Raw genomic sequence first — 20,786 nt, 5'->3', positions numbered from 1 at the left:
AACCACAATGATTGGAGGTCTTTTTTTGAACAGCAAATCGCGTACACAGTATTCTGCATACAATACCAGCATTGCCCTGTTTTCCAGAGCCGCCGCAATTCTTATGGGATATGTTGTGCGCGTTGTTTTTACCCATGTGCTGTCGGAAAATTACGTCGGTATCAACGGACTATTTACTGACATTTTAAATGTACTGTCCCTGTCGGAAATGGGCATTGAAACGGCGATTTCCTTTGCCCTGTATAAACCAATTGCAGACGGCAACACGGAAGCGCAGAAATCCATTATGCACCTGTATCAGTGGTTTTACCGCTTTGTGGCTGTGTTTGTTGCCGCCGCCGGAATCTGTGTCATTCCGTTTATGGACATTTTAATTAAAAACAAACCGGATATTCCGCACCTGACTTATATTTATATCCTGTATCTGTTTAACACAGTGCTGTCTTATCTGTTTGTATACAAGCGCACCCTGCTTGATGCCCATCAGCTCATGTACATTGGAACACTGTCCAAAACCGTTTCATGGGTGCTTCAGGATATTGTCCAGATTGCGGTCCTTTTGCTTACGAAAAATTTCATTTTGTACTTATATGTATATATCCTGACGACACTGTTTTCAAACATTTACATTTCAAAAAAAGCTGAGCGGATTTTCCCGTTTCTGCGGGATAAAAATATTGCTCCTGTTGAAAAGCAGGAGCGGAAGCACATTTTAAAAAATATCCGTGCCATGATGATGCACAAAATCGGAGATGTGATTGTCAATAACACTGACAACCTGCTGATTTCAAGCTTTGTCGGCATTGCCAGTGTCGGCTGTTATTCCAATTATTATCTGCTGATTGGCTCTGTCCAGCAGGTCTTAAACGAAACCTTTCAGGGGATTACCGCCAGCGTCGGCAACCTCGGCGCAACAGCTTCCAAAGAACGGGTGCAGACGATTTTTTCTTCCGTCTTTTTACTCAACCACTGGATGTTTTCTTTTGCCGCAATCTGCCTGTTTGAGCTGCTCAATCCCTTTATTGTGCTGAGTTTCGGTGAAAAATATTTGTTTACAACCGATATCGTATGGATTCTGTGCATTAATTTTTATATCCGGGGGCTTACCCGTTCCTGCCTGATTTTTAGAAATTCTTTGGGATTGTTCTGGTATGACCGGTATAAATCCATTGCCGAAGCACTGATTAATCTGATTGTTTCCATTATACTGGCACAACGCTTTGGTACATTCGGCGTTTTTATGGGAACTTTTATCAGCACCGTTACCACAACACTCTGGATTGAACCGTTTGTTTTATATAAGTATCACTTCCAGACACCGGTATTTCCGTATTACCGCAGACTTTTGCTCTACTGTATCGAATGTGGCGCTGTATGGCTGACAGCTCATTTTTTATGCGAAAAATGCACAGCTGCATTTCATATTACCGGCATCATTCCCGATATGACACTGCGTCTGATCTGCTGTACGTTAGTAGTAAATTTTGTCTTTATCATACTTTATAAAAACAATGATGCTATGCAGCTGTTACTTCATAAATGGAGAGGATTACGAAAATGAGAAACGAAGATTTTATATTGCTTCATTTTTTAAAATTTGCGCTTTCAGCCAGCCCGGCTGCGGACTTTGACAAAGAATCCACCGACCGGAAACAGCTCTGTTTCATATCGGATTTCTTTAAAAAATACTCTGATGATATGAACTGGACAGAACTGATTCATACCGCAGACAGACACAGTGTCTTATCCCTGCTGTATGATACGCTTACCGCCGTCAATGTCTGCGCAGCGCAGTGTGAAACGCAAAATTTCACGCCGATACAGAATCAAACCGGCAGTTTTATACCGGCACAGACTTTGCAGATACCGCAAATCCCGCAAGACCTAATGCAACAGGTACAGATAAAAAGCACGCAGATTGTCCTGCAAAATTACCGACTGTTATATTACAGCAGTTTTTTAATTACCCTTTTGGAAGAAGCCGACATTTCTGTCCTGCTTTTAAAAGGCTGGCAGACTGCACAGCTTTATCCTGTCCCGGAAGCGCGCAAGTCGGGAGATATCGATTTGCTGATTCCAGATCCTGCACAGTTTGAACAGGCTGTCTGCGTTTTGGAAAACCACGGATTTCAAAAAGAATCCACACAGCTGACACATCACCATACTGTATTTACGGCTCCGGAACATTTTCATATTGAACTGCATGCCATGCTTTCCGAACCATTTGAACAAAATGAACTAAATACAGACATTGCGGCGCTTTTACCTGAATATAATAGTCACAGGATTCACAAAACCATACTGGGATATCCCATCTGTGCCGCCACTGACCCCTACGATGCGTACTATCTGCTTTTGCATATGTTACAGCACTTTGTGCGTGCGGGTTTTGGTGTAAAGCTGTTATGTGACTGGACAGTCTTTTGGAAACGCGGCCATTCACAGAACACAAAAGAGGTCTTTTTACAGCTTCTAAAAAAAACACGGCTTGAAAATTTTGCGAAAGCGGTTACGGCGCTGTGTGTACTGTATCTGGGACTGCCTTACACGCAGATTTCATTTTTATTTGGAAATGTTTCTGAAAAGGAGGCTCTTTCCCACAACCGCAAGCACTATGCAGCCTTAATGGATGAAATACTGGAAGCGGAAGAATTCGGACATTCCAGCACTAACCGTATGGTATTTTTAAAAAACAGCAGTCTGACAGGGTTTCTTTGTGAATTCCACCATCAGATGAAACTGGGAAACAGCCATTCCGACTGTATCCTTTTATGGCCATATCTGTGGTGCACAACACTTATCCGTTTTTTGAGAAACAACCGCAGAATCCGCAAGACAAGTACCTTGTCCATTTTTAAAAAGGCTTCCCAGCGCAGCCGTCTTTTGCGGGATTTAAAACTTTTTGAAAAATAGGTCAAAAGTATTGACTGACTAAATAAAAAGGATTATTCTAATACAGAAATGTAATGAATTGGAGGTTTATCAGTTATGGCAAACTATGAAAAACCTGTCATTATCGACACAGAGGAGCATTATGAAGGGGTATATGCTGCCAGCGGTGACAATACAGACAGCGGGGTTTCCGCACCGAAATGCGACAGCAAATACATGAATGGTGTATGGCATGCACCGGACTATAATAATACAACTTCTTATATCCAGCGTTTCGGCTGTAACGGATGTCCGGCTTTCCGTTACAACGGCTGCGGACTCCAGCTTGAAAAATACTGGGGAAGCTACGATGTTGATAACGGCAACCGCTATCCGAACTGGGAGCGTATCGGACACCAGCCTTATGATGCGATTGACTGGGGCGATGTCGGTATGTGCTAATACATAAGAATCCGTAACAGGCGGCATACAAAAAATCATCAGGGATTTTTAAAAGTCCCTGATGATTTTTTGTATTTCTTCCGGCAAAAGCTGCCTGCAGCGTGTATCCTGTATGGCATATACATTTTTACATAATTTCAGTGCTGTCGGGCGGTGTGTCGTAACAATGCACGTTCTCGGCAGTGAATCTTCCATAATATTTTTTAAAACCTGTTTTTCCGTTTCAATGTCGAGTGCCGAAGTGGCTTCATCGAGGAGCAGTACCGGTGCATTTTTAAGCAGTGCCCTTGCAATGGAAAGGCGCTGTGCCTGCCCTTCTGAAAAATTATTCCCGCGTTCCCCGATTTTTTCATAAATGGTATCCGGAAGCTGTCCGATAAATTCCCATGCACACGCTTTTTTTAAACAGTCTATGATTTCTTTATCTGTGGCATCCGGTTTGACACTTCGCATATTGTCGGCAATCGTTCCCGAAAACATCGCATTTCCCTGCGGTACATATGCATAAAGCTGTCTGGTGGCAGGAGAGAGCGGCAGTGTCTGTGAATCCTTCTGGAACTGGCTGTTTCCGTCCTGACCGGCATCACCTGCATATAGCTTCATCGTTCCCTGCTGTGGTTCAAGTAAAGACAGTAAAAGACGAAGCATTGTCGTCTTTCCGCCGCCGGAAGCCCCGACCAGTCCCGTAAGCTGTCCCGGCTCTGCCCAAAAATCCACGTCTGTTAATACCTTTTTTCCGGTATGATATGCATACGATACATTTTCCATGCAGACACCGATTCCCGCCCGCTTATTTTTCTTATAAAAGACTTCAGCCTGTTTTCTTTCCGAAAAATCTTCATGCGGCATGTCTAAAATATCCATCAGCCTGCCTGCCGAAGTCGTTATCGAAACGGCTGTCGGAACCATGGCAATCAGCGCATTGAGCGTACTGGTAAGACTGCCGGACAGCGATAGAAACAGCGTCATCGTACCGTACGTAATCGCCCCGGTAAACACCCGGTAAATGCCGAGTGCGTAACAGCTGTACGAAACGACAATGCCGACAAATGACATCATAATTGATGTCATTGCACTGAGCTTCTGAAATTTCTTTTTCATCGAAAAATAGTCTTTTTGCAGTTCCTGTAATCTGCAGACGTAGAGTGGTATTAAATCAAATGCCTTAATTGCCTGAATATTTGAAAAGGTTTCCTGATGAAATCCCGACATTTTTGCATTCATTGCTGCACTCTGTTTATTATTGGCCTGCATTTTAGACAGCAGTGTCTTTGACATCACGATGCTCACCGGAATCCCAATCAGTGCCAGCAGGGCAAATGTGACATCATAGTAAAATACGACCGCAAACGACGTAATAAATTTTGCTGTGTAAATAATCAGATTCGGAATCCAGTTTAACACACCGGATGAAATCACGGATACATCACTGCTCCAGCGTGTCAGCAAATCTCCGGTATGATATGCCATTAACGGTTCTAACCGCGTTGTCAGCATTTTCTGAAAAATATCTGCTTTCATTTCCTGATCTACCTTTAACGAAATCATGTTCGACAGATAATTTAACAACTGTGTCACACAGATATTTCCGGCTGAAAATGCGATATACCACACAAAAGTCATAACAAGCCGCGAAGCCTGATGTCCGGTAATCAAATCAACCAAATCTTTGGAGAGCAGACTGCTTACCAGGCCGATTATCGTACCGAGAAGACCCGTTCCCGTGTAAAACACGATTTCTTTCCAGTACATTCTCACATACGAATAAATCCATACCGTCTGAATCCAAAGCTGCTTAAACCGCCCGCTTTTTAGCCGCTCACAAATCCATTTTATTTTTTTCTTCATTTTTCCTTCCTTAATAATATATGCTAGTCCTTTTTTTCTGCCAACCAACCGCCTTTACGCACCGTCATTATATTGTTAAATATTTATCAATATATTCTTTCATCACAGCCGCCGCAGACGGTTCCTGCGTACAGTAAAGCTGACAGATTGGAATACGGTCCGAAAGTTTTTCTGCAAATAAAAGACTGTCATCAACCTGTTTTTCTGTCCATGCCGGTGAAATCATACGCTGTGCGGTGTAAAGCTGTCTTTCGTCCTGAGGCAGTTTACAGACCCGGTTCTCCGTTCCTCGTTTTAAAAGAATAATGCCGCCAAGCGGGTATTTTTTCGTTGTATAGACACCGGAAGTCCCGCACCATGGAATCCCATAGACAAAGACTTCGTCCTTTTCCATACCGAGCAGATTCAGATCACCATTTAATACCTGTACGGCATAAAGCTTTTCCCACAATTTAACATGGGTCGTTTTTCCCGTACCTGATGATGCCGAATACAGCCACGCCTTTTCTTGATAATAGTTGGAAGCTGAGTGCAGTGCATATTTACCGTGCAGTGCCGCAAAATAAAAAAATGCCGCGCGGAAACCATAAAACAGTTCATCAACTGCTTCCTGCTGCGTCGAGCCGTCATAATAAAATACCGCTTCTTTACCGTCAAAGGAGAGTGTACACAATGCCAGATGATGATTGGACGGAAAACGCAGCATATAATCCCCACTGCACCGGTAAACATCTAACTGACTGCCAAACAACAGCAGTTCACCTGTAATTTCCGGGACTTCTGACAGCACTCTGACACGCCAGCTCTGGGAAATACCGCTTTGCTTAACCGTATGAGCTGACGGATTTTCTTTTCCGTCCTCTAAAAAAGGTTCAAAAAACGCATGAAGCCATTCCTTTCTGCCTTTATAATGCACCTGAATGCCTGCGATATTGTAACGGCAGTAATACGCATTTTCCTTTGCCTGAAACGGAGCAAACGGAAATGCCTGCATTTCCTTAGCGGAAGCCTGTATCATGCCAAACTGAAACAGCGTCAGCACATATGTACTTAAATCACTGCTTATGGAAGCTGCTGTGACTGTGGAAGCTTCTTCGCCTATAGATGCGAGTTTCACGGTTTTGGTGTCCTCTGTCATTTCAATACTTTTCACATATTCCGTATAGGCAGATAACAGTTCTTCCCATGATAAATCCTTTTGTAACAAGTCCCAGATGACACAGCCGGTCTGATTGATTTTTAAACAACGGCGCCTGTCTGCAATCCGCTGTCCTGTCGGTATAATATAAAATGTATCCGCAAGCTGTCTTATCACATAACCCGCCCTTGTTTTCATCTGCACATCCGCCTTTCTTCATTTCTATATTACTTTTTTCATATGCTTTCTTAAACGCTTTTTTATCATATCATTATTGCATTTCCTTGACAATAGCAGGCTTTACGACTTATAATTTAATTAAGTATAAGATTCATTTATGGAGGTAATTTATTATGTCTGCATATGAAAAACCAATGATTCATGTTGTTCCTGAACAGGCAGAAGGTATTTTTATGGCAAGCGGTGATAAAACTGTCTGTCGCTTTGGCAGAACGGAAGCAAATCCCGGCGCTGATACCTGTCAGGCCTGTTCTAAATCCGGCGGTACGGCTTCTAAGCTTGCCGAAAGCACATTCCGTTCTGATTATAACGGATGTCCTGACAATATGCCGGAAAAGCAGTAGGACAAGTGATGCAGACAAATACTTCGGAATCTTTACCTCGTACAATTCCTGAATTGTTGGAAAACCATACCATTCAGGTTCAGCCGCAGGGCTACAGTATGTATCCGCTTTTTGTGCCCGGCAGGGATTCTGCCGTCATTGAAAAAGCGGACTGTGACCGGCTAAAAAAAGGTGATGTCATTTTATACCGCAGGGAAAACGGTATACTGGTTTTACACCGGATCTGCCGTATTACAAAGGACGGCTTTTATACGGTGGGAGATAATCAGACCGCAGTGGAAGGACCTCTGACCGCTTCGCAGATTAGCGGAAAACTGATACATATTATCCGCAACGGACATTCTTTTTCCGTAAATCACCCGGTTTACCGGATTCTTTCCGGATTCTGGCTGTTTCTGCGCCCGGTTCGCCGTCCCATTAGTCTGATGACTGCAAAGTTGAAAAGTATTGTAAATATATTTTTGATAAGGTACTAGAAAAAAGTTAGGCCTTTTCAAGTTTTTTATTTCTGTTATAATACTAAACATAACAAGCACACAGTTATTTATTTAACTAAAAGCTTATTACAATTCCCCCTAAAGAAATCGCTTCGGCGGTTTCTTTTTTTGCATTTTTTAAAATTATTTCTTTTTACAGTCTTTGAAGCTTTTTGTCAGGAACCGGTATAAGATATACGGTTTAGAAACGACTTTTTATCTTTATGAGCTTTCTGGTTTTACTGCCTGATTGCTTTCTGTGACATTGTTGGAGATTTTTTGATTTTGTGCTATACTGTGTATCAGATGATTTTACAAAGCGGCTGTTTTCCGATAACTGCCGGTATTCCTGATGACAGAATATAATTCACGAAAGGAAAATAGTGTAAAAAATCACACTGATGTGCTGATTTTTCACACAGCTATTTGTTTCTGGGCAAAAACAAATAGCCATGATGGCAGATGAGAAATCGCCTACGCGAATTTCTCATCGCCTCTTCGCAACAAGTTGCTCAGAAATGGAGATTAACATGACATTTTTATTTACACTTTTTGTAACATTTTTTGCGGGCATGGGTGCGGGACTTGGCACCGGCTTTGCCGGAATGAGCGCAGCCGCCGTAATCAGCCCGATGCTGATTACATTTTTAGGCATGGACCCTTATATGGCAGTCGGCATTGCATTGTCCTCTGATGTCCTCGCAAGTGCAGTTTCTGCATTTACCTACGGAAAAAATAAAAATCTGGATATCCGCAACGGTCTGATTATGATGGCAAGTGTGCTAACTTTTACAGTTGTCGGCAGTTATATCGCAAGCCTTGTTCCGTCAACAACCATGGGCGGTTTTTCAGTCTTTATGACATTTCTTCTCGGCATTAAATTTATTGTAAAGCCGGTTATGACGACCAAAGAAGCCATGCAGGGCGTTTCCGCCCAAAAAAGAGCCGTTCAGTCTGTTGTCTGTGGTGTCATTATCGGTTTTATCTGCGGATTTATCGGCGCAGGCGGCGGCATGATGATGCTTCTTATTTTAACCAGCGTGCTGGGCTATGAATTAAAAACGGCTGTCGGAACGAGTGTTTTCATTATGACTTTTACCGCGCTGACCGGTGCTTTGTCCCATTTTACAATCGGCGGTGCACCGGACTGGACTGTTTTTGGACTGTGCGTTATATTTACATTAATCTGGGCGCGCATTGCCGCCTTATTTGCCAATAAAGCCGAACCAAAGACGTTAAACCGCGCAACCGGTATTGTACTTGTTGTACTGGGGGTTGTGATTTTTGGATTTTCGATATTAAAATAGATGTGTTTAGCGGAGGTGATTCCATGAAGCTAACAACAGCAATTAATCGTGTCGGATTGTCCGGATCGAATAATTTATAAAAATCTTTCTGATGTTTCATGTTTTTTTACACCTTGTTCAAATGATTCTATAAAATCCACACTCATTTTATATAACTTCGTTAAACCTGACTTTAGCGAAGTTATATATTGAATATAATATACGACCCCTTTTTACTTTCTTTTAATTAAAATATCTGTATATTTCAGCATGGAATTTCACGCTGAAATTTTACCCGCTACGCAAAAAACACCCACAGGCATTTACTTTTAGCTGTGGGTGTTTTACATCATTTATTGAATTTTAAATTTTGAAACATTTTCTATCAGATTCTGAACATGTACATTCAGATTCTGAATTGTTTCTGTTGAACTATGAACCATATCTGCCAGTTCTTCCGCCATCGCAGAAGTTTCTTCTGTAGATGCTGCATTGCCCTGTGCAAATCCATTGAGCTTCGCTAAAGCATCTGTGATATTCTGGCGCTGGATTTCAATGCTGGCAGTCATGTTATCAATTGCGCCGACCGAGCTGACACAGGCTTTCAGGCTGCTGCTTAATGCGTTGAAATCATTCTGTGCCGCATGAATATATTCAAACTGCTGATGAACATCCGTCTGCATGCCTTCCATGACATGAATAAACTGATTGGAGTTCACCAGAAGTTCTTCTACCACGTGGTCAATTTCCACGACATTTTCAGCGGACTGTTTTGCAAGATTGGCAATCTGTTCTGCAACAACCGCAAATCCCTTTCCTGCTTCTCCGGCTCTTGCCGCTTCAATTGAAGCATTTAATGCAAGTAAATCCGTCTGGTCTGCAATATCGTTAATCAGATTTGCAGCATCTTTAATTTTCTGCGCAGATTCATTTGTCTTTGCCGCCTGATCATACATATCCAGAATCTGTGTTCTTGTCACTTCACTGATACCGACAAGTTCATCTAATGTTTTTGTTGAAGTATCATTTAACGTCTGCATGTCCTGTGCATTACTGTCTAAATGCTCTACTTCTTTCTCTGTCTGCACGATACCATTGCCGATGGCTTCAACATCCTCTGTGGCAGCTCTTGTATATTCTGCCTGTGAAGTTACATTCTGTGTAATATCATCTACTGCCGTTGATACGTCACTGATAGATACAGACATCCGTGTAAAGGCTTCCCTGAAGCTGTCAAGTGCCGTACTGATTTCTTCCGATACGCCTGAAATATTGGCAATAAGTTCTTTAATATTGCCCTGTGCCGTATTTAAGGAAACGGCAGTCTGACCAATATCATTCATGGTTTTTACCGAAGCATCCTGCGTAATATCACCATCGGCGATTCTTGCCGCCATCTGTTGAATCTGCTTCAATGGCTTCACAATAATATTTTCACTTTCAATATATGAAATAATAATGGCAACGATTAAAAGAATCACCGCAATAATCAGAATCATCATAACCATTGATGAAAAATTATCACGAATCTGTCCCTTTACTTCTGACATTTCAGCTTCCATATCATCGACATAATTGCCGGTTGTTACAATCCAGCCCCACGGCTCAAATTTCTGTGAATAAGCCACTTTTAAGGCAACTGTCACACCATCTGCTTTTGTAAAATAAAACTGATTATATCCGCCGCCGTTATTGGCTGTCTTCATAATCTCCTGAATAATCATGACACCGTTCTGATCCTGCAAGGTATAACGGTTCTGCCCTTCATTCTGTGGCAGAATCGGGTGCATGACAAGACTGTAATCGCTTGCATCAATCCACATATATCCGCTGTTATCATCTCTGTAACGCATTTTGCGGACCGCTTCCTTTGCTTCTGTCTTTGCCTGTTCTTCTGTGAGTTCTCCAGCTTTAAAACGGTTGTAATAATATTCAATCACTGCGATAGAAGACTGTACCTCAGATTTGATTTCCGTATTGTAGCCTTGATTCATTGCCTCTTCATAATTGCTGTATGCCATATCGGTCGAGGAACGGATGTAATAAATTGCCACACCCGACACAACTGCCGCAACAATCAGCGCAATTAATGCATACGTAATAATCAGCATCTTCTTTAAACTTGTTTTTTTCATAAGCCATACCTCATTTTATCCTTATTCGGCGTTTTCCCATTGAGGCTGTATGCAATAAAAAAGAACCGTAGAAAGTGAAAATTCTACGGTTCATAAAACTGTCTGCTGTGACAATACAATTTTGTTATTGTATATTCCCCAATTCACCCCTATGAGGGGATTATAGCATAATTAGTTTGTTTTTTCAATAAGCAGTTCCAGTTGTTTTGCCGCTTTACCGCTCATAATCAGTTCTCTTGCCTTATCAACTGCCTCCTGCATGGTCATGTCATCGGAAGCAATATAGATTGCCGCACCGGCATTTAAAAGAACGGCATCCATCTTTGCCCCCTGCTTCCCGGCTAAAATATCTCTTGCAATCTGCGCATTTTCCTGTGGTGTTCCACCAACCAGTTCTTCTTTATTACAACGCTTTAAACCGAACTGCTCCGGTGTAATTTCATAGCTTTTAAAGGTGTCACCCTTAAACTCACAGACCTTTGTCGGAGCGCTTAAAGAAATTTCGTCAATGCTGTCGGTTCCGTAAACAACCATGGCACGTTTTACACCGAGGTTATGTAAAACGTGTGCCAGCGGTTCTACCAGCTCAGCGCTGTATACACCCAATAACTGCATGGTTGCACCAGCCGGGTTTGCAAGTGGTCCTAACACATTGAATAAGGTACGGATTCCCATTTCCTTTCTGACACCGCCAACAAAACGCATGGCTGTGTGGTATTTCTGTGCAAATAAGAAACACATATTGATTTCTTTTAAAACCTGCGCACTCTGCGCCGGCGCAATATCAATTTTGACGCCGAGCGCTTCAAGGCAGTCTGCTGTACCACATTTGCTGGAAGCCGCTCTGTTGCCGTGCTTTGCAACCGGGATTCCCGCAGCCGAAGCTACAAATGATGACAATGTGGAAATGTTAAAGGTGTTTGAGCCGTCCCCGCCTGTTCCTACAATTTCAAGTACATCCATATCATTTAAAAAGCGTTCACAATGTGCGCGCATGACCTTTGCTGCCGCCGTGATTTCATCAATTGTTTCTCCCTTCATGGCTAATGCCGTAAGAAAGGATGCTTTCTGGGCATCCGTTGCCTGATTGGTCATGATTTCTTCCATGACTTCACCCATTGTTTCTGCTGTTAAATCGTTTCTTTTTACTAACTGTGCAATCGCTTCTTTAATCATTGTTTTTGCTCCTTTTCTTTTATAAATAAGAATATGCTTTGCACATTCTCGCGCCGAGCGCGGTCGTTTGCGACAAACTACATCTTCGCGCGAGTGTGCATCATCGGCACGTAGTGCCTTTTGTGTAATAGGGAATTCTATCGGAATTTCCTATTACATAAAAAAAGTCCCTGAATGAACAAAAATACTCTGTTCATTCAAGGACGGTTCTTCTTACCGCGGTGCCACCTTGCTTTGTATCCGGCTCTGCCGCCGGTCACACAACTCTATGGAATACTATCATATTCCCGGCATGTAACGTATGCCTTACGTTATGGAATACTAAAGATAAACAAAATCAAGTTATCTCTTTGACCATACCCTCCGTGGTCCATTTAACAGACTGCATACTGCCGGTTCTCAGCACTCCCGGCTCTCTGTAAGCGCATCTTCTGCTGTTATCTCCACTTCAACGGTTTCCCACCTATTCAGTTCTATTAGAATTAATTATACGCTGTCAGCTTCATTTGTCAACCCTTTAATAGCGCACAAAGCTGTTCTTTTTCAAAAATATCGTCAAATAAAAATTCTTCCGCAAGGTCTTCAAGATTTTCCTCTGAATACTCAACTTCTCTTGAGAAAATGTGAATGAGTTCCATACGGTCTTTAAATCCGTATTTTTCACCGTTCTGAATCCAGCGCAGAAAATCCATTTCCTGTAATACTAAGTAATTGGCTGTAATCAGCTGCGCTTTGCCGTATACGTCATGGTCGTATGCGGCTTTCATAAAATAACGGAATACAAAATATGCCGTCAGGTTAATATATTCCCGCTCACGTTCCTGCACTGACCTCTTGAATCGCGCAAAGCTGTCACGATATGCCTGCGCCGAAAAATCTTCTCCGTGCAGAACCGAAAACAGCTCTTCTTTCTGCCGGTTCCAGTCCTCATTTAAAACTTCCAGTGCATCATACGCATACAAAATGCGTTCCAGCCCGTCCTGACGGTCAACATCGACACTATCGCTCTGTGCTGTCTGCGGAACGTTCGCCTGACGGTCTTTTTGCTGCTTTGGTGTATCTGTATCTGTAAATTTTCCCCACTCCGTATAACTGCTTTGCGCAATCCAGGCGCAGGCGGCGGTATCATTGACATTGACCGCTTCCTGCAACTGATGACAGACTTCTAATAAAAGTATCAGCTTATCTTCCAATGACATTTTAGTATCGGTGAGCATTTCAAATATCTGACTGCGCACGGAAAAAAGCTGCTTTGCCAGTGGTGCATCAAATTCCGCATCGGAAACTTCTTCTTCCGAAATCGTTTCCTCATTAAATGTAAATGCTTCCTTATCCTGACAGATAATTCTTGCGGCTTCTTCACAGGCAAGTCCGATGCCGGTTTCTTTTACCGCGCCGTAATATTCCGTATAGCGCGGAAACTGGGTACAGACAACGCCCATTTTATCTTCACCAAGCACCTGATAAATCTCACACAGACCTTTGCTGTCCAGAAAAGGACATTTGCCGTCCTTTAAACGGAAACAGTATTCATCGGTGCGGGTAATGCTATTTCTTAACCGGTCGCCAAATTCACCTTCCATGGAAAGGTAATACTGTGCCGTTTCTTCGTCAATATCAATCTCCCAGCCGCCAACACAGCAGTTGTCCCGACAGTCTGAGGCTATACAGTGAAATGCTTTATAATAATGTGGTACACGCTGAATCAATCGTTCCTCTTTTCCGCAGTGACAAACACTGCTTTATCTTTCTATTTTTTCTAAATGATGTTTCAATTTGCATATCGTAGAATTAACATCATAATTTCTATTATAATAAACGAAAAATAAAAAAACAAGAACTGCCTCTTAATAAAAATCACCCTCCCGTGCCACCAGACGTTTAAAATTTCCGCCTGACAACCCGGAAGGGTACATATTTAATGATATTGATTTTCCTGTAAAACTGTTATAAGTTATAATTGACGGATATATTCCGAAGCCGATACTGCGGCATTGGCGCCGTCTGCAACGGCTGTTATAACCTGACGTAAATGCTTCGTGCGCACATCACCTGCCACAAAAAAGCCGTCCTGTGAGGTCTTTCCGGTTTCATCTGCGACTACATAGCCCTGTGTATCCAGCTCTAGAAAGTCTTTTAAATGCTCCGTGTGCGGAATCATGCCAACTGCCACAAAAACACCATCGGTCTTTAACTTTGTGCCGTTATTTAACGTCACTTCTTCCACTTTCTTCTCTCCGGAAACCGCAGTAATCACTGCATTGGTAATCACCGTGATATTTTCCTTTTCACGGATTTTCTGTAAGGTTCTTGCAGAACCGCGGAATTCGTCCCGTCTGTGAACCAGATAAACCCGTGTACAGATATCGGACAGATACAGTGCATCGTCTAATGCGGTATCGCCGCCGCCGACAACGACTGCCGTTTTGCCCTTATAAAAAGCGCCGTCACAAATTGCACAGTAAGAGATTCCTTTTCCTGCGTAATCTGCTTCTTCCGGCAGACCTAACGGACGGTGTTTTGCACCTGCTCCGTAAATGACTGTTTTAGCTTCAACGACTTCGCCGTTCTCAAATGAAACGCTCCAGCTGTTTTCCTTTTTTTCAAAAGCAACGGCTTCACCTTCGTAAAATTCAGCGCCCAGCTTTTTGGCATCTTCTAAAAAGATTTCGCCCAAGTCATAGCCGCTTTTGCCGACCAGTCCGAGGTAGTTGTCTACCTGACCGCTTTCTGCAATCTGACCGGTTCCCATGTATTCTTTTTCTGCAACCAGTACCGAAAGACCGGCGCGCTTTCCGTAGATTGCCGCGCCAAGTCCTGCCGGTCCGCTGCCGATAATCAGACTATCCCACATAAAATTCCTCTTTTTCCGAAACATCGCCTTCAATATGGAATGAGTTGAGTACCGGATTTTCTCTGTCCATCAGGGATAAAATCAGATAACTTGCACTGCTGTCATATGCCAGACGCTTATCTTCCTCGGACGGTCTGGACGGTGATTCCGGATGAGAGTGCCAGTTGCCAAGCGGTTTCAATCCATTTGCACGCATATCCTTTACGGCTGCTAACTGTTCCTTCGGGTCCAGTGAAAAATGCTCATTGGAATGGTCAATATTGGTCAGCAGATAGACTTTTTCAATAATCTTGTCATCGCCGTCAATTCTTCCTGCAATCAGACCGCAGGCTTCATCTGGCAGTTCTGACTCTGCGTGTGCCACCATTTTTTCATAATCTGTTTGTGAAAGTTTTACCATATCTGTTTTCCTTCCCTGTCTTATATTCGGCTTATTCTACTTGCCGTCACATTCTGCCTGTTCGTAATCGATTAATTCCGTAATAGTCGGATGGTCGCCGCATACTGCACAGCCTGATGTATCTGAAGGCAGCTTAATCTTACGGAATTCCATTTTTAATGCATCATAAGTTAATAAATAACCTGTGAGTAAATCACCGACACCTAAGATGTACTTTACAGCTTCCATTGCCTGAAGACTGCCGATTACACCGCCCATTGCACCGATGACACCGGCCTGCTTACAGGTCGGTACAGCATCCTTTGGTGGTGGATCTTTAAATACACAACGGTAGCACGGTCCCTCTCCCGGTACATAGGTCATTAACTGACCCTTGAAACGGATAATACCTGCATGGGAGAATGGTTTCTTTGCCATTACACAGGCATCGTTAATTAAGAACTTCGCCGGGAAATTGTCTGTACCGTCAATGATAAAGTCATAATCCTTAATTAAGTCCATAACATTTTTAGATGTAACAAATGTACGGTATGTATTGACTGTTACATCCGGGTTGATTGCGTTCATGGTTTCCTTTGCAGACTGTACCTTTGCCTTGCCGATATCTGCTGTTGTATGAATAACCTGACGCTGCAAATTTGATAAATCCACTTCGTCTGCATCTACGATACCGATTGTTCCGACTCCGGCTGCTGCCAGATATAATGCTGCCGGAGCACCGAGTCCGCCTGCACCGATAATTAATACCTTTGCATTTAATAATTTTTTCTGTCCCTTAGCGCCAACTTCCTTTAAAATGATGTGACGGGAGTAGCGCTCTAACTGGTCGTTTGTAAAAGCCACTACTGTCCACCTCCCATGAAATATAAGAATTCTACGTTGTCACCGTCTTTTAACTGCTGTGTTTCAAAATCTGCGCTCTTTGCAAATTCATCATTTACTGAAACGGTTACGTATTCCGGTGTTTCTACATTTTCCTGTGCAATCAGTTCGGAAATCGTGATATTGTCCTTTACTTCCTTTACTACGCCTGCTACTGTAATCTTCATTCTTTAAATCCTCCTTAAACATTTTCTGAAATAAATTTCTCTAAATCTGCTTTTTTCTGTACACCTGTCAGACGCTGTATTTCTTTTCCGTCTTTAAAAAAGACCAATGTCGGTGCCGATGACACTTCGTATTTTTCAACGAGTTCCGGTTCATATGCGATATTGACTTTACCGACATATAACTTACCGGCATAGCTTTCTTCTAACTCTGCCAGCACCGGTGACATTCTTTTACATGGAACACAGCTGTCAGAGTAAAAATCTACAAGTGCAAATGTTGCGTCTGCCAAAACCTTGCTGTCAAAATTCCCAGCATGAATTCGTTCTGCCATTGCCGTACCTTCCTTTTCGTATTTTTTATTCGTCTTCAACCTTCTTGACAATCAAGTCATAAGTTCCGTCTTCATTGTCAATCAGCTTTAAAATCTGGTGTCCTTCTTCTTTGATGCTGCGTGGCACGTTCTGTACCGGTTCGCCATCATTCATGCGGATGGATAAAATCTGTCCGTCATCTAATTCTTCGAGTGCTACCTTTGCCTTTACAAATGTTACCGGGCAGACAACATCTGTAATATCTACTGTATCATCTATCTGAAAATCAGCCATTTGCATATGCCTCCTTTATTACTTCTTCAAATTTTTCTTTGCCGACACGGTCAATTGTGAACTTAAAACGTTCTCCTGCCTGTGCATTCTGTTCAAAGAATGTAATTGCCGCATCACAGACTTTTAACAGCTTATCATGGTCTTCAATAAACGGAATCACCGTGTTACCCTTGTTGATGTGATTACCGAATAATCCGCCAAAGGATACGATATAACCATGTGTTTCATCGTATGCGTTGGTTGGACAGGCCTTGGTACATCTTCCGCAGTAGTTACATTTGCTCTCATCAATGAAAATCTTTCCATCTGTTAATGTAATTGCACCGCTGCGGCATGCCTTTACACAGACACCGCACTGGATACAGTCGGATTCTTTCCACTGTACCTGAATACCACCTTTAATACCAACATCGTTTTCTTCGGATTTCAGACAGTTGTTCTGACAGCCTGTAATACCGAATTTAAACTTATGCGGCAGTTCCTTTGCAAAGTAACGGTCGTCCAGTTCTTTTGCAAGAGTATATGTATCAATACAGCCGCTTGGACAGATTGCCGCACCCTGACAGGCTGTAATGGTACGGACTCTCGGTCCGCATACGCCCGGTTCAACGTCACCTTCTGCCAATGCTGCTTTTACTTCGTCAATATCGTCTAATTTGATAAACGGAATCTCTACGCTCTGTCTGGATGTCAGATGTACGTATCCGTCACCGAATTTATCCGAAACTTCAGCAATCTTTGCCAGCTGTTTTGCCGTAAGATTTCCTCCGACTACACGAAGTCTTAAAGAGAAGTTGTTTTTTTGTTTCTGACGCATGAATCCGCCCTTTTTTAACACTGCATAATCTGTTGCCATTTGTACTTCCTCCTGATATAAAGCTTTCTTAGTCTAAATCCTTAATTGCCGAAGTGAAATCTTCTATTAAATCGCTGCCGTCTTCAATACCGACACTGACACGGATTGTATCTGCATAGACACCGGCATCCCGCATCTGTTCTTCTGTATTGTGGATATAAATTGTAGAAGCCGGATGAATTACCAGTGTTCGTACATCACCGATATTCGTTGCATTGAGTGCATACTTTAAATGGTTCATCAACTGATACGCTCTTTCTTTTGAGCCGACACGCATAGTTAAGATTCCGCCGCCCATACCGTTTAACTGGCTTTCTACCAGCGGCTTATACGGATTGTTTTCCAATGCCGGATAATTGGCTGTTACGCCGTTTAATCCGTCAACTGCCTTTGCAAGTTCTAAGGCATTAGAACAAATCTTATCCATACGCAGTCCTAAGGTGTCCATTCCGATAAAATTTAAAAATGCGTTCATCGGTGCTAAACAGCCACCCATATTTCTCCAGATTCCGTTACGCAGCTTTGCAACGTAGGCAAATTCACCATACTTCTGATATTCGGCAAATCCCGGATATCTTTTATTGTCCCATGAAAACTTACCACTGTCAACAATAACACCGCTGATTGCATTGCCGCCGCCATTGATATATTTTGATGATGAATGAACCACCACATCTGCGCCGTATGCAATCGGCTGTACCAGATACGGTGTCGCCGTTGTGCTGTCCACAATCAGTGGAATGCCCTTACTATGTACAAACTCGGAAACGGCTTTTAAGTCGATAACATCCAGTCCCGGATTGCCGATGACTTCGCCGAAGACAACCTTTGTCTTATCTGTAATGAGCGGTGCAATCTCCTCAACCGTAATCTGTTTTGCAAAACGGGTTGTAATGCCAAATGCCTTTAAATCACCGAATAAATCAATCGTTCCGCCAAACAGTCCGCTGCCTGCGATAATCTCATCGCCTGCTTCCAGAATGTTTAACAGGGCAAGTGTCACGGCTGACATCCCGGAGGAACAGGCAACCGCTCCTTTTCCGCCTTCCAGTTCACAGACCCTTCTTTCAAAGGAATCGACAACCGGATTACTGATTCTTGTATAAGCATATCCCGGTGCCCTGTTATTAAAAACTTTTTCCAAATCCTGTGCTGTTTCATATGCAAAAGCACTGACCTGACTAATCGGTGGAAGTGTCGCTCCGTCAGGATACCGCTTAATTGCATTTCCATGCAGCAATTGTGTGTTAAATTTCATATCCCTCTTATTCCTATCTGCTTACTATGATTTCAAGTTGAATTTAGTATAATCTATATTCTCCCATGTGTCAACTACTTTTTCATGGAAAAATAACAGCAAGCTCCGGCGGGTGAAAGGCTTTGTTCCCCTGGCAGCATTAGATAAAATCTCCGTGTACGGATACGCCCGCCGCATAGGAAGATACTTTCTTTACAAATTCTGCTGCTTCGGATACGGTAAGCGTACCATCCGGCTGCCAGTTTCTGTAATAAGTCTTGTCATCCTGTGCAAAAGTCTTTCCTGCAAATGCTTCATCTAATACAAGCAGTACAACGACACCGGCTTCTGTCAGGTGGTGCAGTACGGTTTCTACCGGTTCATCGGCTTCCGGCGCATACAGATAAGTATGTCTGCCTTCTGCGCTTAACTGCTTTTCAACCTGTTCTGCCAGTTCAAGTGTAATGCCGTGCTGTCCTACCAGAAATTCCACGGTTACTGCACTCTGACCGTTTAAAGCTGAACGAAGCTTTTTATTGACTTTCTTTTCTTCCAGTCCGTCTTCATCGGCATGCAGTTCAGTAACAACACCGCAGGCAGAAGTCATATTGGTTACACGGTCAATTAAAATCAGTTCACCGAGTGTCTTATGTGCCGCAAATGTATCTGCTACGATTCTGTCTGCAAATGCGATTTCGCAGACTGCGATTTCATTTTTATGTAAGGAAGATACTTCCTTTTTCTCGCCTGTATTGACATCAATTAATGAAACAATCTTTGTTACAAGCCCCGGAATCATCTTTGTGCCAAGCTTGATAAAGAAGTTCTTTCCGTTTTCAAGAGCATCATCATCCATCCACAGAATCGTTGCCGTAACGGCTGCGACTGTCTTGATACCGGAATCTACGGATAATACACAGCCTCTGGATACGTCCACTTCCCTGTCTAACTGAATCGTTACCGGCTGGCCTTCCTGTGCGGCATCTACATTCTTATCACCTACATGGATACTCTTTACATGTGCCTGCTCGTTGCTTGGCAGTGTTGTAATCGCATCGCCCACATGAATGTTTCCGGCTTCAATCTGACCCTGGAAGCCTCTGAATTCATGGTTTGGACGGCATACGCGCTGTACCGGCATATAAAAGCCCTGTTCCTTGGCTGCGGCTGTAATATCAACCTGCTCTAAGTACGAAAGGAGTGCCTGACCGTTGTACCATGGCATATTCGGTGATTTTACGGTAACATTGTCACCTTCTGTTGCGGATACCGGAATAATCGTTACGTTCTGTAAATCCAGTTCCTTTGTCAGTTCTGCAATCTGTTCCTGAATCTTTGCAAATACCTTTTCATCATAGCCTACAAGGTCCATTTTGTTGACTGCAAATACAAAGTAACGGATTCCCATTAATGCACAGATTCTTGCGTGACGTCTTGTCTGAACCAGCACGCCCTGTTTTGCATCGACTAAGATAACGGCTAAGTCTGCAAAGGAAGCACCTACTGCCATGTTTCTTGTATATTCTTCATGTCCCGGTGTATCGGCAACGATAAAGCTTCTGTTGTCTGTTGTAAAATAACGGTATGCAACATCGATTGTAATACCCTGTTCTCTTTCTGCCATCAGACCGTCTAACAGCAGAGAGTAGTCGATTTTACCCTCACGGCTTCCGACCTTGGAATCCAGCTCCAGTGCCTTTTCCTGGTCTGCATAAAGGAGTTTTGAATCATATAAAATGTGTCCGATTAAGGTGGATTTTCCATCATCAACACTGCCACATGTAATAAATTTTAATAATCCCTTCATT

The 20,786-nt window shown here is 42.9% G+C and carries 20 protein-coding genes; 6 read left to right on the top strand and 14 right to left on the bottom strand.

The genetic code is table 11. From position 1 onward, the window contains the following. Positions 1 to 25: 25 nt before the first annotated feature. The 3 genes from LI288_RS10310 (at position 26) to LI288_RS10300 (ending at position 3,333) form a co-directional block, all read left to right on the top strand. Positions 26 to 1,561 (top strand): lipopolysaccharide biosynthesis protein, encoded by a 1,536-nt coding sequence (locus LI288_RS10310; protein ID WP_227090325.1) that lies wholly within the window; start codon positions 26 to 28, stop codon positions 1,559 to 1,561. Beyond that, entirely contained in the window at positions 1,558 to 2,913 is a 1,356-nt protein-coding gene (locus LI288_RS10305; RefSeq protein WP_227090324.1) for a nucleotidyltransferase domain-containing protein, read from the top strand. Before LI288_RS10310 ends, LI288_RS10305 begins: the two co-directional genes overlap by 4 nt. Before the next feature lie 75 nt (positions 2,914 to 2,988). Continuing rightward, the gene (locus LI288_RS10300; protein WP_022432604.1) at positions 2,989 to 3,333 is read left to right on the top strand and encodes a hypothetical protein; all 345 of its coding nucleotides are present in this window, start codon (positions 2,989 to 2,991) and stop codon (positions 3,331 to 3,333) included. A gap of 48 nt (positions 3,334 to 3,381) precedes the next feature. Here the strand turns inward: LI288_RS10300 and LI288_RS10295 are convergent, their stop codons facing one another. Together LI288_RS10295 and LI288_RS10290 are read right to left on the bottom strand one after the other, a co-directional pair. Beyond that, a complete protein-coding gene (locus LI288_RS10295; RefSeq protein ID WP_227090323.1) occupies positions 3,382 to 5,181 on the bottom strand; it encodes an ABC transporter ATP-binding protein in 1,800 nt (599 codons plus the stop codon). Between the two features lie 67 nt (positions 5,182 to 5,248). Next, the gene (locus LI288_RS10290; protein WP_227090322.1) at positions 5,249 to 6,517 is read right to left on the bottom strand and encodes a hypothetical protein; all 1,269 of its coding nucleotides are present in this window, start codon (positions 6,515 to 6,517) and stop codon (positions 5,249 to 5,251) included. A gap of 155 nt (positions 6,518 to 6,672) precedes the next feature. On the opposite strand from LI288_RS10290, the gene LI288_RS10285 reads away from it, so the two are divergent. The 3 genes from LI288_RS10285 to LI288_RS10275 all read left to right on the top strand — a co-directional run bounded on the left by LI288_RS10285 (position 6,673) and on the right by LI288_RS10275 (position 8,686). Continuing rightward, on the top strand, positions 6,673 to 6,903 hold the full coding sequence (locus LI288_RS10285; RefSeq protein WP_022431893.1) for a hypothetical protein: 231 nt from the start codon (positions 6,673 to 6,675) through the stop codon (positions 6,901 to 6,903). 8 nt (positions 6,904 to 6,911) lie between these two features. Next, positions 6,912 to 7,379: a S24/S26 family peptidase gene (locus LI288_RS10280; RefSeq protein WP_227090384.1), complete on the top strand. Its 468-nt coding sequence runs from the start codon at positions 6,912 to 6,914 to the stop codon at positions 7,377 to 7,379. A gap of 530 nt (positions 7,380 to 7,909) precedes the next feature. Next, positions 7,910 to 8,686 (top strand): sulfite exporter TauE/SafE family protein, encoded by a 777-nt coding sequence (locus LI288_RS10275; RefSeq protein WP_022431895.1) that lies wholly within the window; start codon positions 7,910 to 7,912, stop codon positions 8,684 to 8,686. Between the two features lie 332 nt (positions 8,687 to 9,018). Here LI288_RS10275 and LI288_RS10270 read toward each other — a convergent pair whose 3' ends face one another. The 12 genes from LI288_RS10270 to LI288_RS10215 all read right to left on the bottom strand — a co-directional run bounded on the left by LI288_RS10270 (position 9,019) and on the right by LI288_RS10215 (position 20,785). Then, positions 9,019 to 10,800 (bottom strand): methyl-accepting chemotaxis protein, encoded by a 1,782-nt coding sequence (locus tag LI288_RS10270; RefSeq protein WP_227090321.1) that lies wholly within the window; start codon positions 10,798 to 10,800, stop codon positions 9,019 to 9,021. A 171-nt stretch (positions 10,801 to 10,971) separates the two neighbouring features. Beyond that, positions 10,972 to 11,976, bottom strand: coding sequence for an anthranilate phosphoribosyltransferase (trpD, locus tag LI288_RS10265; protein ID WP_227090320.1), 1,005 nt, complete (start codon positions 11,974 to 11,976; stop codon positions 10,972 to 10,974). A 509-nt stretch (positions 11,977 to 12,485) separates the two neighbouring features. Next, positions 12,486 to 13,685, bottom strand: a complete 1,200-nt coding sequence (fliB, locus tag LI288_RS10260) for a flagellin lysine-N-methylase (RefSeq protein ID WP_022431898.1) — start codon at positions 13,683 to 13,685, stop codon at positions 12,486 to 12,488. 245 nt (positions 13,686 to 13,930) lie between these two features. Beyond that, positions 13,931 to 14,830 carry an NAD(P)/FAD-dependent oxidoreductase gene (locus LI288_RS10255; protein WP_022431899.1) on the bottom strand — a complete coding sequence of 300 codons (900 nt, stop codon included), beginning with the start codon at positions 14,828 to 14,830 and terminating at the stop codon, positions 13,931 to 13,933. Further along, on the bottom strand, positions 14,820 to 15,230 hold the full coding sequence (locus LI288_RS10250) for a M67 family metallopeptidase (RefSeq protein ID WP_022431900.1): 411 nt from the start codon (positions 15,228 to 15,230) through the stop codon (positions 14,820 to 14,822). Before LI288_RS10250 ends, LI288_RS10255 begins: the two co-directional genes overlap by 11 nt. Before the next feature lie 36 nt (positions 15,231 to 15,266). Beyond that, entirely contained in the window at positions 15,267 to 16,073 is an 807-nt protein-coding gene (gene thiF, locus LI288_RS10245; RefSeq protein ID WP_227090319.1) for a thiazole biosynthesis adenylyltransferase ThiF, read from the bottom strand. Next, positions 16,073 to 16,279 carry a sulfur carrier protein ThiS gene (gene thiS / locus LI288_RS10240; RefSeq protein ID WP_022431902.1) on the bottom strand — a complete coding sequence of 69 codons (207 nt, stop codon included), beginning with the start codon at positions 16,277 to 16,279 and terminating at the stop codon, positions 16,073 to 16,075. Before thiS ends, thiF begins: the two co-directional genes overlap by 1 nt. 14 nt (positions 16,280 to 16,293) lie before the next feature. After that, positions 16,294 to 16,611, bottom strand: coding sequence for a thioredoxin family protein (locus LI288_RS10235; RefSeq protein ID WP_227090318.1), 318 nt, complete (start codon positions 16,609 to 16,611; stop codon positions 16,294 to 16,296). A 25-nt stretch (positions 16,612 to 16,636) separates the two neighbouring features. Continuing rightward, positions 16,637 to 16,885: a sulfurtransferase TusA family protein gene (locus tag LI288_RS10230; protein ID WP_022431904.1), complete on the bottom strand. Its 249-nt coding sequence runs from the start codon at positions 16,883 to 16,885 to the stop codon at positions 16,637 to 16,639. After that, the gene (locus LI288_RS10225) at positions 16,878 to 17,741 is read right to left on the bottom strand and encodes a 4Fe-4S binding protein (protein WP_227090317.1); all 864 of its coding nucleotides are present in this window, start codon (positions 17,739 to 17,741) and stop codon (positions 16,878 to 16,880) included. Before LI288_RS10225 ends, LI288_RS10230 begins: the two co-directional genes overlap by 8 nt. A 28-nt stretch (positions 17,742 to 17,769) precedes the next feature. Continuing rightward, complete coding sequence (locus LI288_RS10220; protein ID WP_227090316.1) at positions 17,770 to 18,999, bottom strand: O-acetylhomoserine aminocarboxypropyltransferase/cysteine synthase family protein; 1,230 nt, start codon at positions 18,997 to 18,999, stop codon at positions 17,770 to 17,772. A 139-nt stretch (positions 19,000 to 19,138) separates the two neighbouring features. After that, entirely contained in the window at positions 19,139 to 20,785 is a 1,647-nt protein-coding gene (locus LI288_RS10215; RefSeq protein WP_227090315.1) for a GTP-binding protein, read from the bottom strand. Position 20,786 lies beyond the last annotated feature (1 nt).

Origin of the sequence: Lachnospira pectinoschiza, assembly GCF_020564355.1 — a bacterium.
Classification (GTDB): domain Bacteria; phylum Bacillota; class Clostridia; order Lachnospirales; family Lachnospiraceae; genus Lachnospira; species Lachnospira intestinalis.
Note: the sequence above shows the minus strand (reverse complement) of the source record. Positions and strands in the feature narration are given on the sequence as shown.

What these genes read in the sequence shown, in the direction of transcription:
- LI288_RS10305 (WP_227090324.1), top strand. Translation starts at nt 1,558, where the DNA reads ATGAGAAACGAAGATTTTATATTGCTTCATTTTTTAAAATTTGCGCTT.
- LI288_RS10300 (WP_022432604.1), top strand. Translation starts at nt 2,989, where the DNA reads ATGGCAAACTATGAAAAACCTGTCATTATCGACACAGAGGAGCATTAT.
- LI288_RS10295 (WP_227090323.1), bottom strand. Translation starts at nt 5,181, where the DNA reads ATGAAGAAAAAAATAAAATGGATTTGTGAGCGGCTAAAAAGCGGGCGG.
- LI288_RS10290 (WP_227090322.1), bottom strand. Translation starts at nt 6,517, where the DNA reads ATGAAAACAAGGGCGGGTTATGTGATAAGACAGCTTGCGGATACATTT.
- LI288_RS10285 (WP_022431893.1), top strand. Translation starts at nt 6,673, where the DNA reads ATGTCTGCATATGAAAAACCAATGATTCATGTTGTTCCTGAACAGGCA.
- LI288_RS10280 (WP_227090384.1), top strand. Translation starts at nt 6,912, where the DNA reads ATGCAGACAAATACTTCGGAATCTTTACCTCGTACAATTCCTGAATTG.
- LI288_RS10275 (WP_022431895.1), top strand. Translation starts at nt 7,910, where the DNA reads ATGACATTTTTATTTACACTTTTTGTAACATTTTTTGCGGGCATGGGT.
- LI288_RS10270 (WP_227090321.1), bottom strand. Translation starts at nt 10,800, where the DNA reads ATGAAAAAAACAAGTTTAAAGAAGATGCTGATTATTACGTATGCATTA.
- trpD (WP_227090320.1), bottom strand. Translation starts at nt 11,976, where the DNA reads ATGATTAAAGAAGCGATTGCACAGTTAGTAAAAAGAAACGATTTAACA.
- LI288_RS10255 (WP_022431899.1), bottom strand. Translation starts at nt 14,830, where the DNA reads ATGTGGGATAGTCTGATTATCGGCAGCGGACCGGCAGGACTTGGCGCG.
- LI288_RS10250 (WP_022431900.1), bottom strand. Translation starts at nt 15,230, where the DNA reads ATGGTAAAACTTTCACAAACAGATTATGAAAAAATGGTGGCACACGCA.
- thiS (WP_022431902.1), bottom strand. Translation starts at nt 16,279, where the DNA reads ATGAAGATTACAGTAGCAGGCGTAGTAAAGGAAGTAAAGGACAATATC.
- LI288_RS10235 (WP_227090318.1), bottom strand. Translation starts at nt 16,611, where the DNA reads ATGGCAGAACGAATTCATGCTGGGAATTTTGACAGCAAGGTTTTGGCA.
- LI288_RS10230 (WP_022431904.1), bottom strand. Translation starts at nt 16,885, where the DNA reads ATGGCTGATTTTCAGATAGATGATACAGTAGATATTACAGATGTTGTC.
- LI288_RS10225 (WP_227090317.1), bottom strand. Translation starts at nt 17,741, where the DNA reads ATGGCAACAGATTATGCAGTGTTAAAAAAGGGCGGATTCATGCGTCAG.
- LI288_RS10220 (WP_227090316.1), bottom strand. Translation starts at nt 18,999, where the DNA reads ATGAAATTTAACACACAATTGCTGCATGGAAATGCAATTAAGCGGTAT.
- LI288_RS10215 (WP_227090315.1), bottom strand. Translation starts at nt 20,785, where the DNA reads ATGAAGGGATTATTAAAATTTATTACATGTGGCAGTGTTGATGATGGA.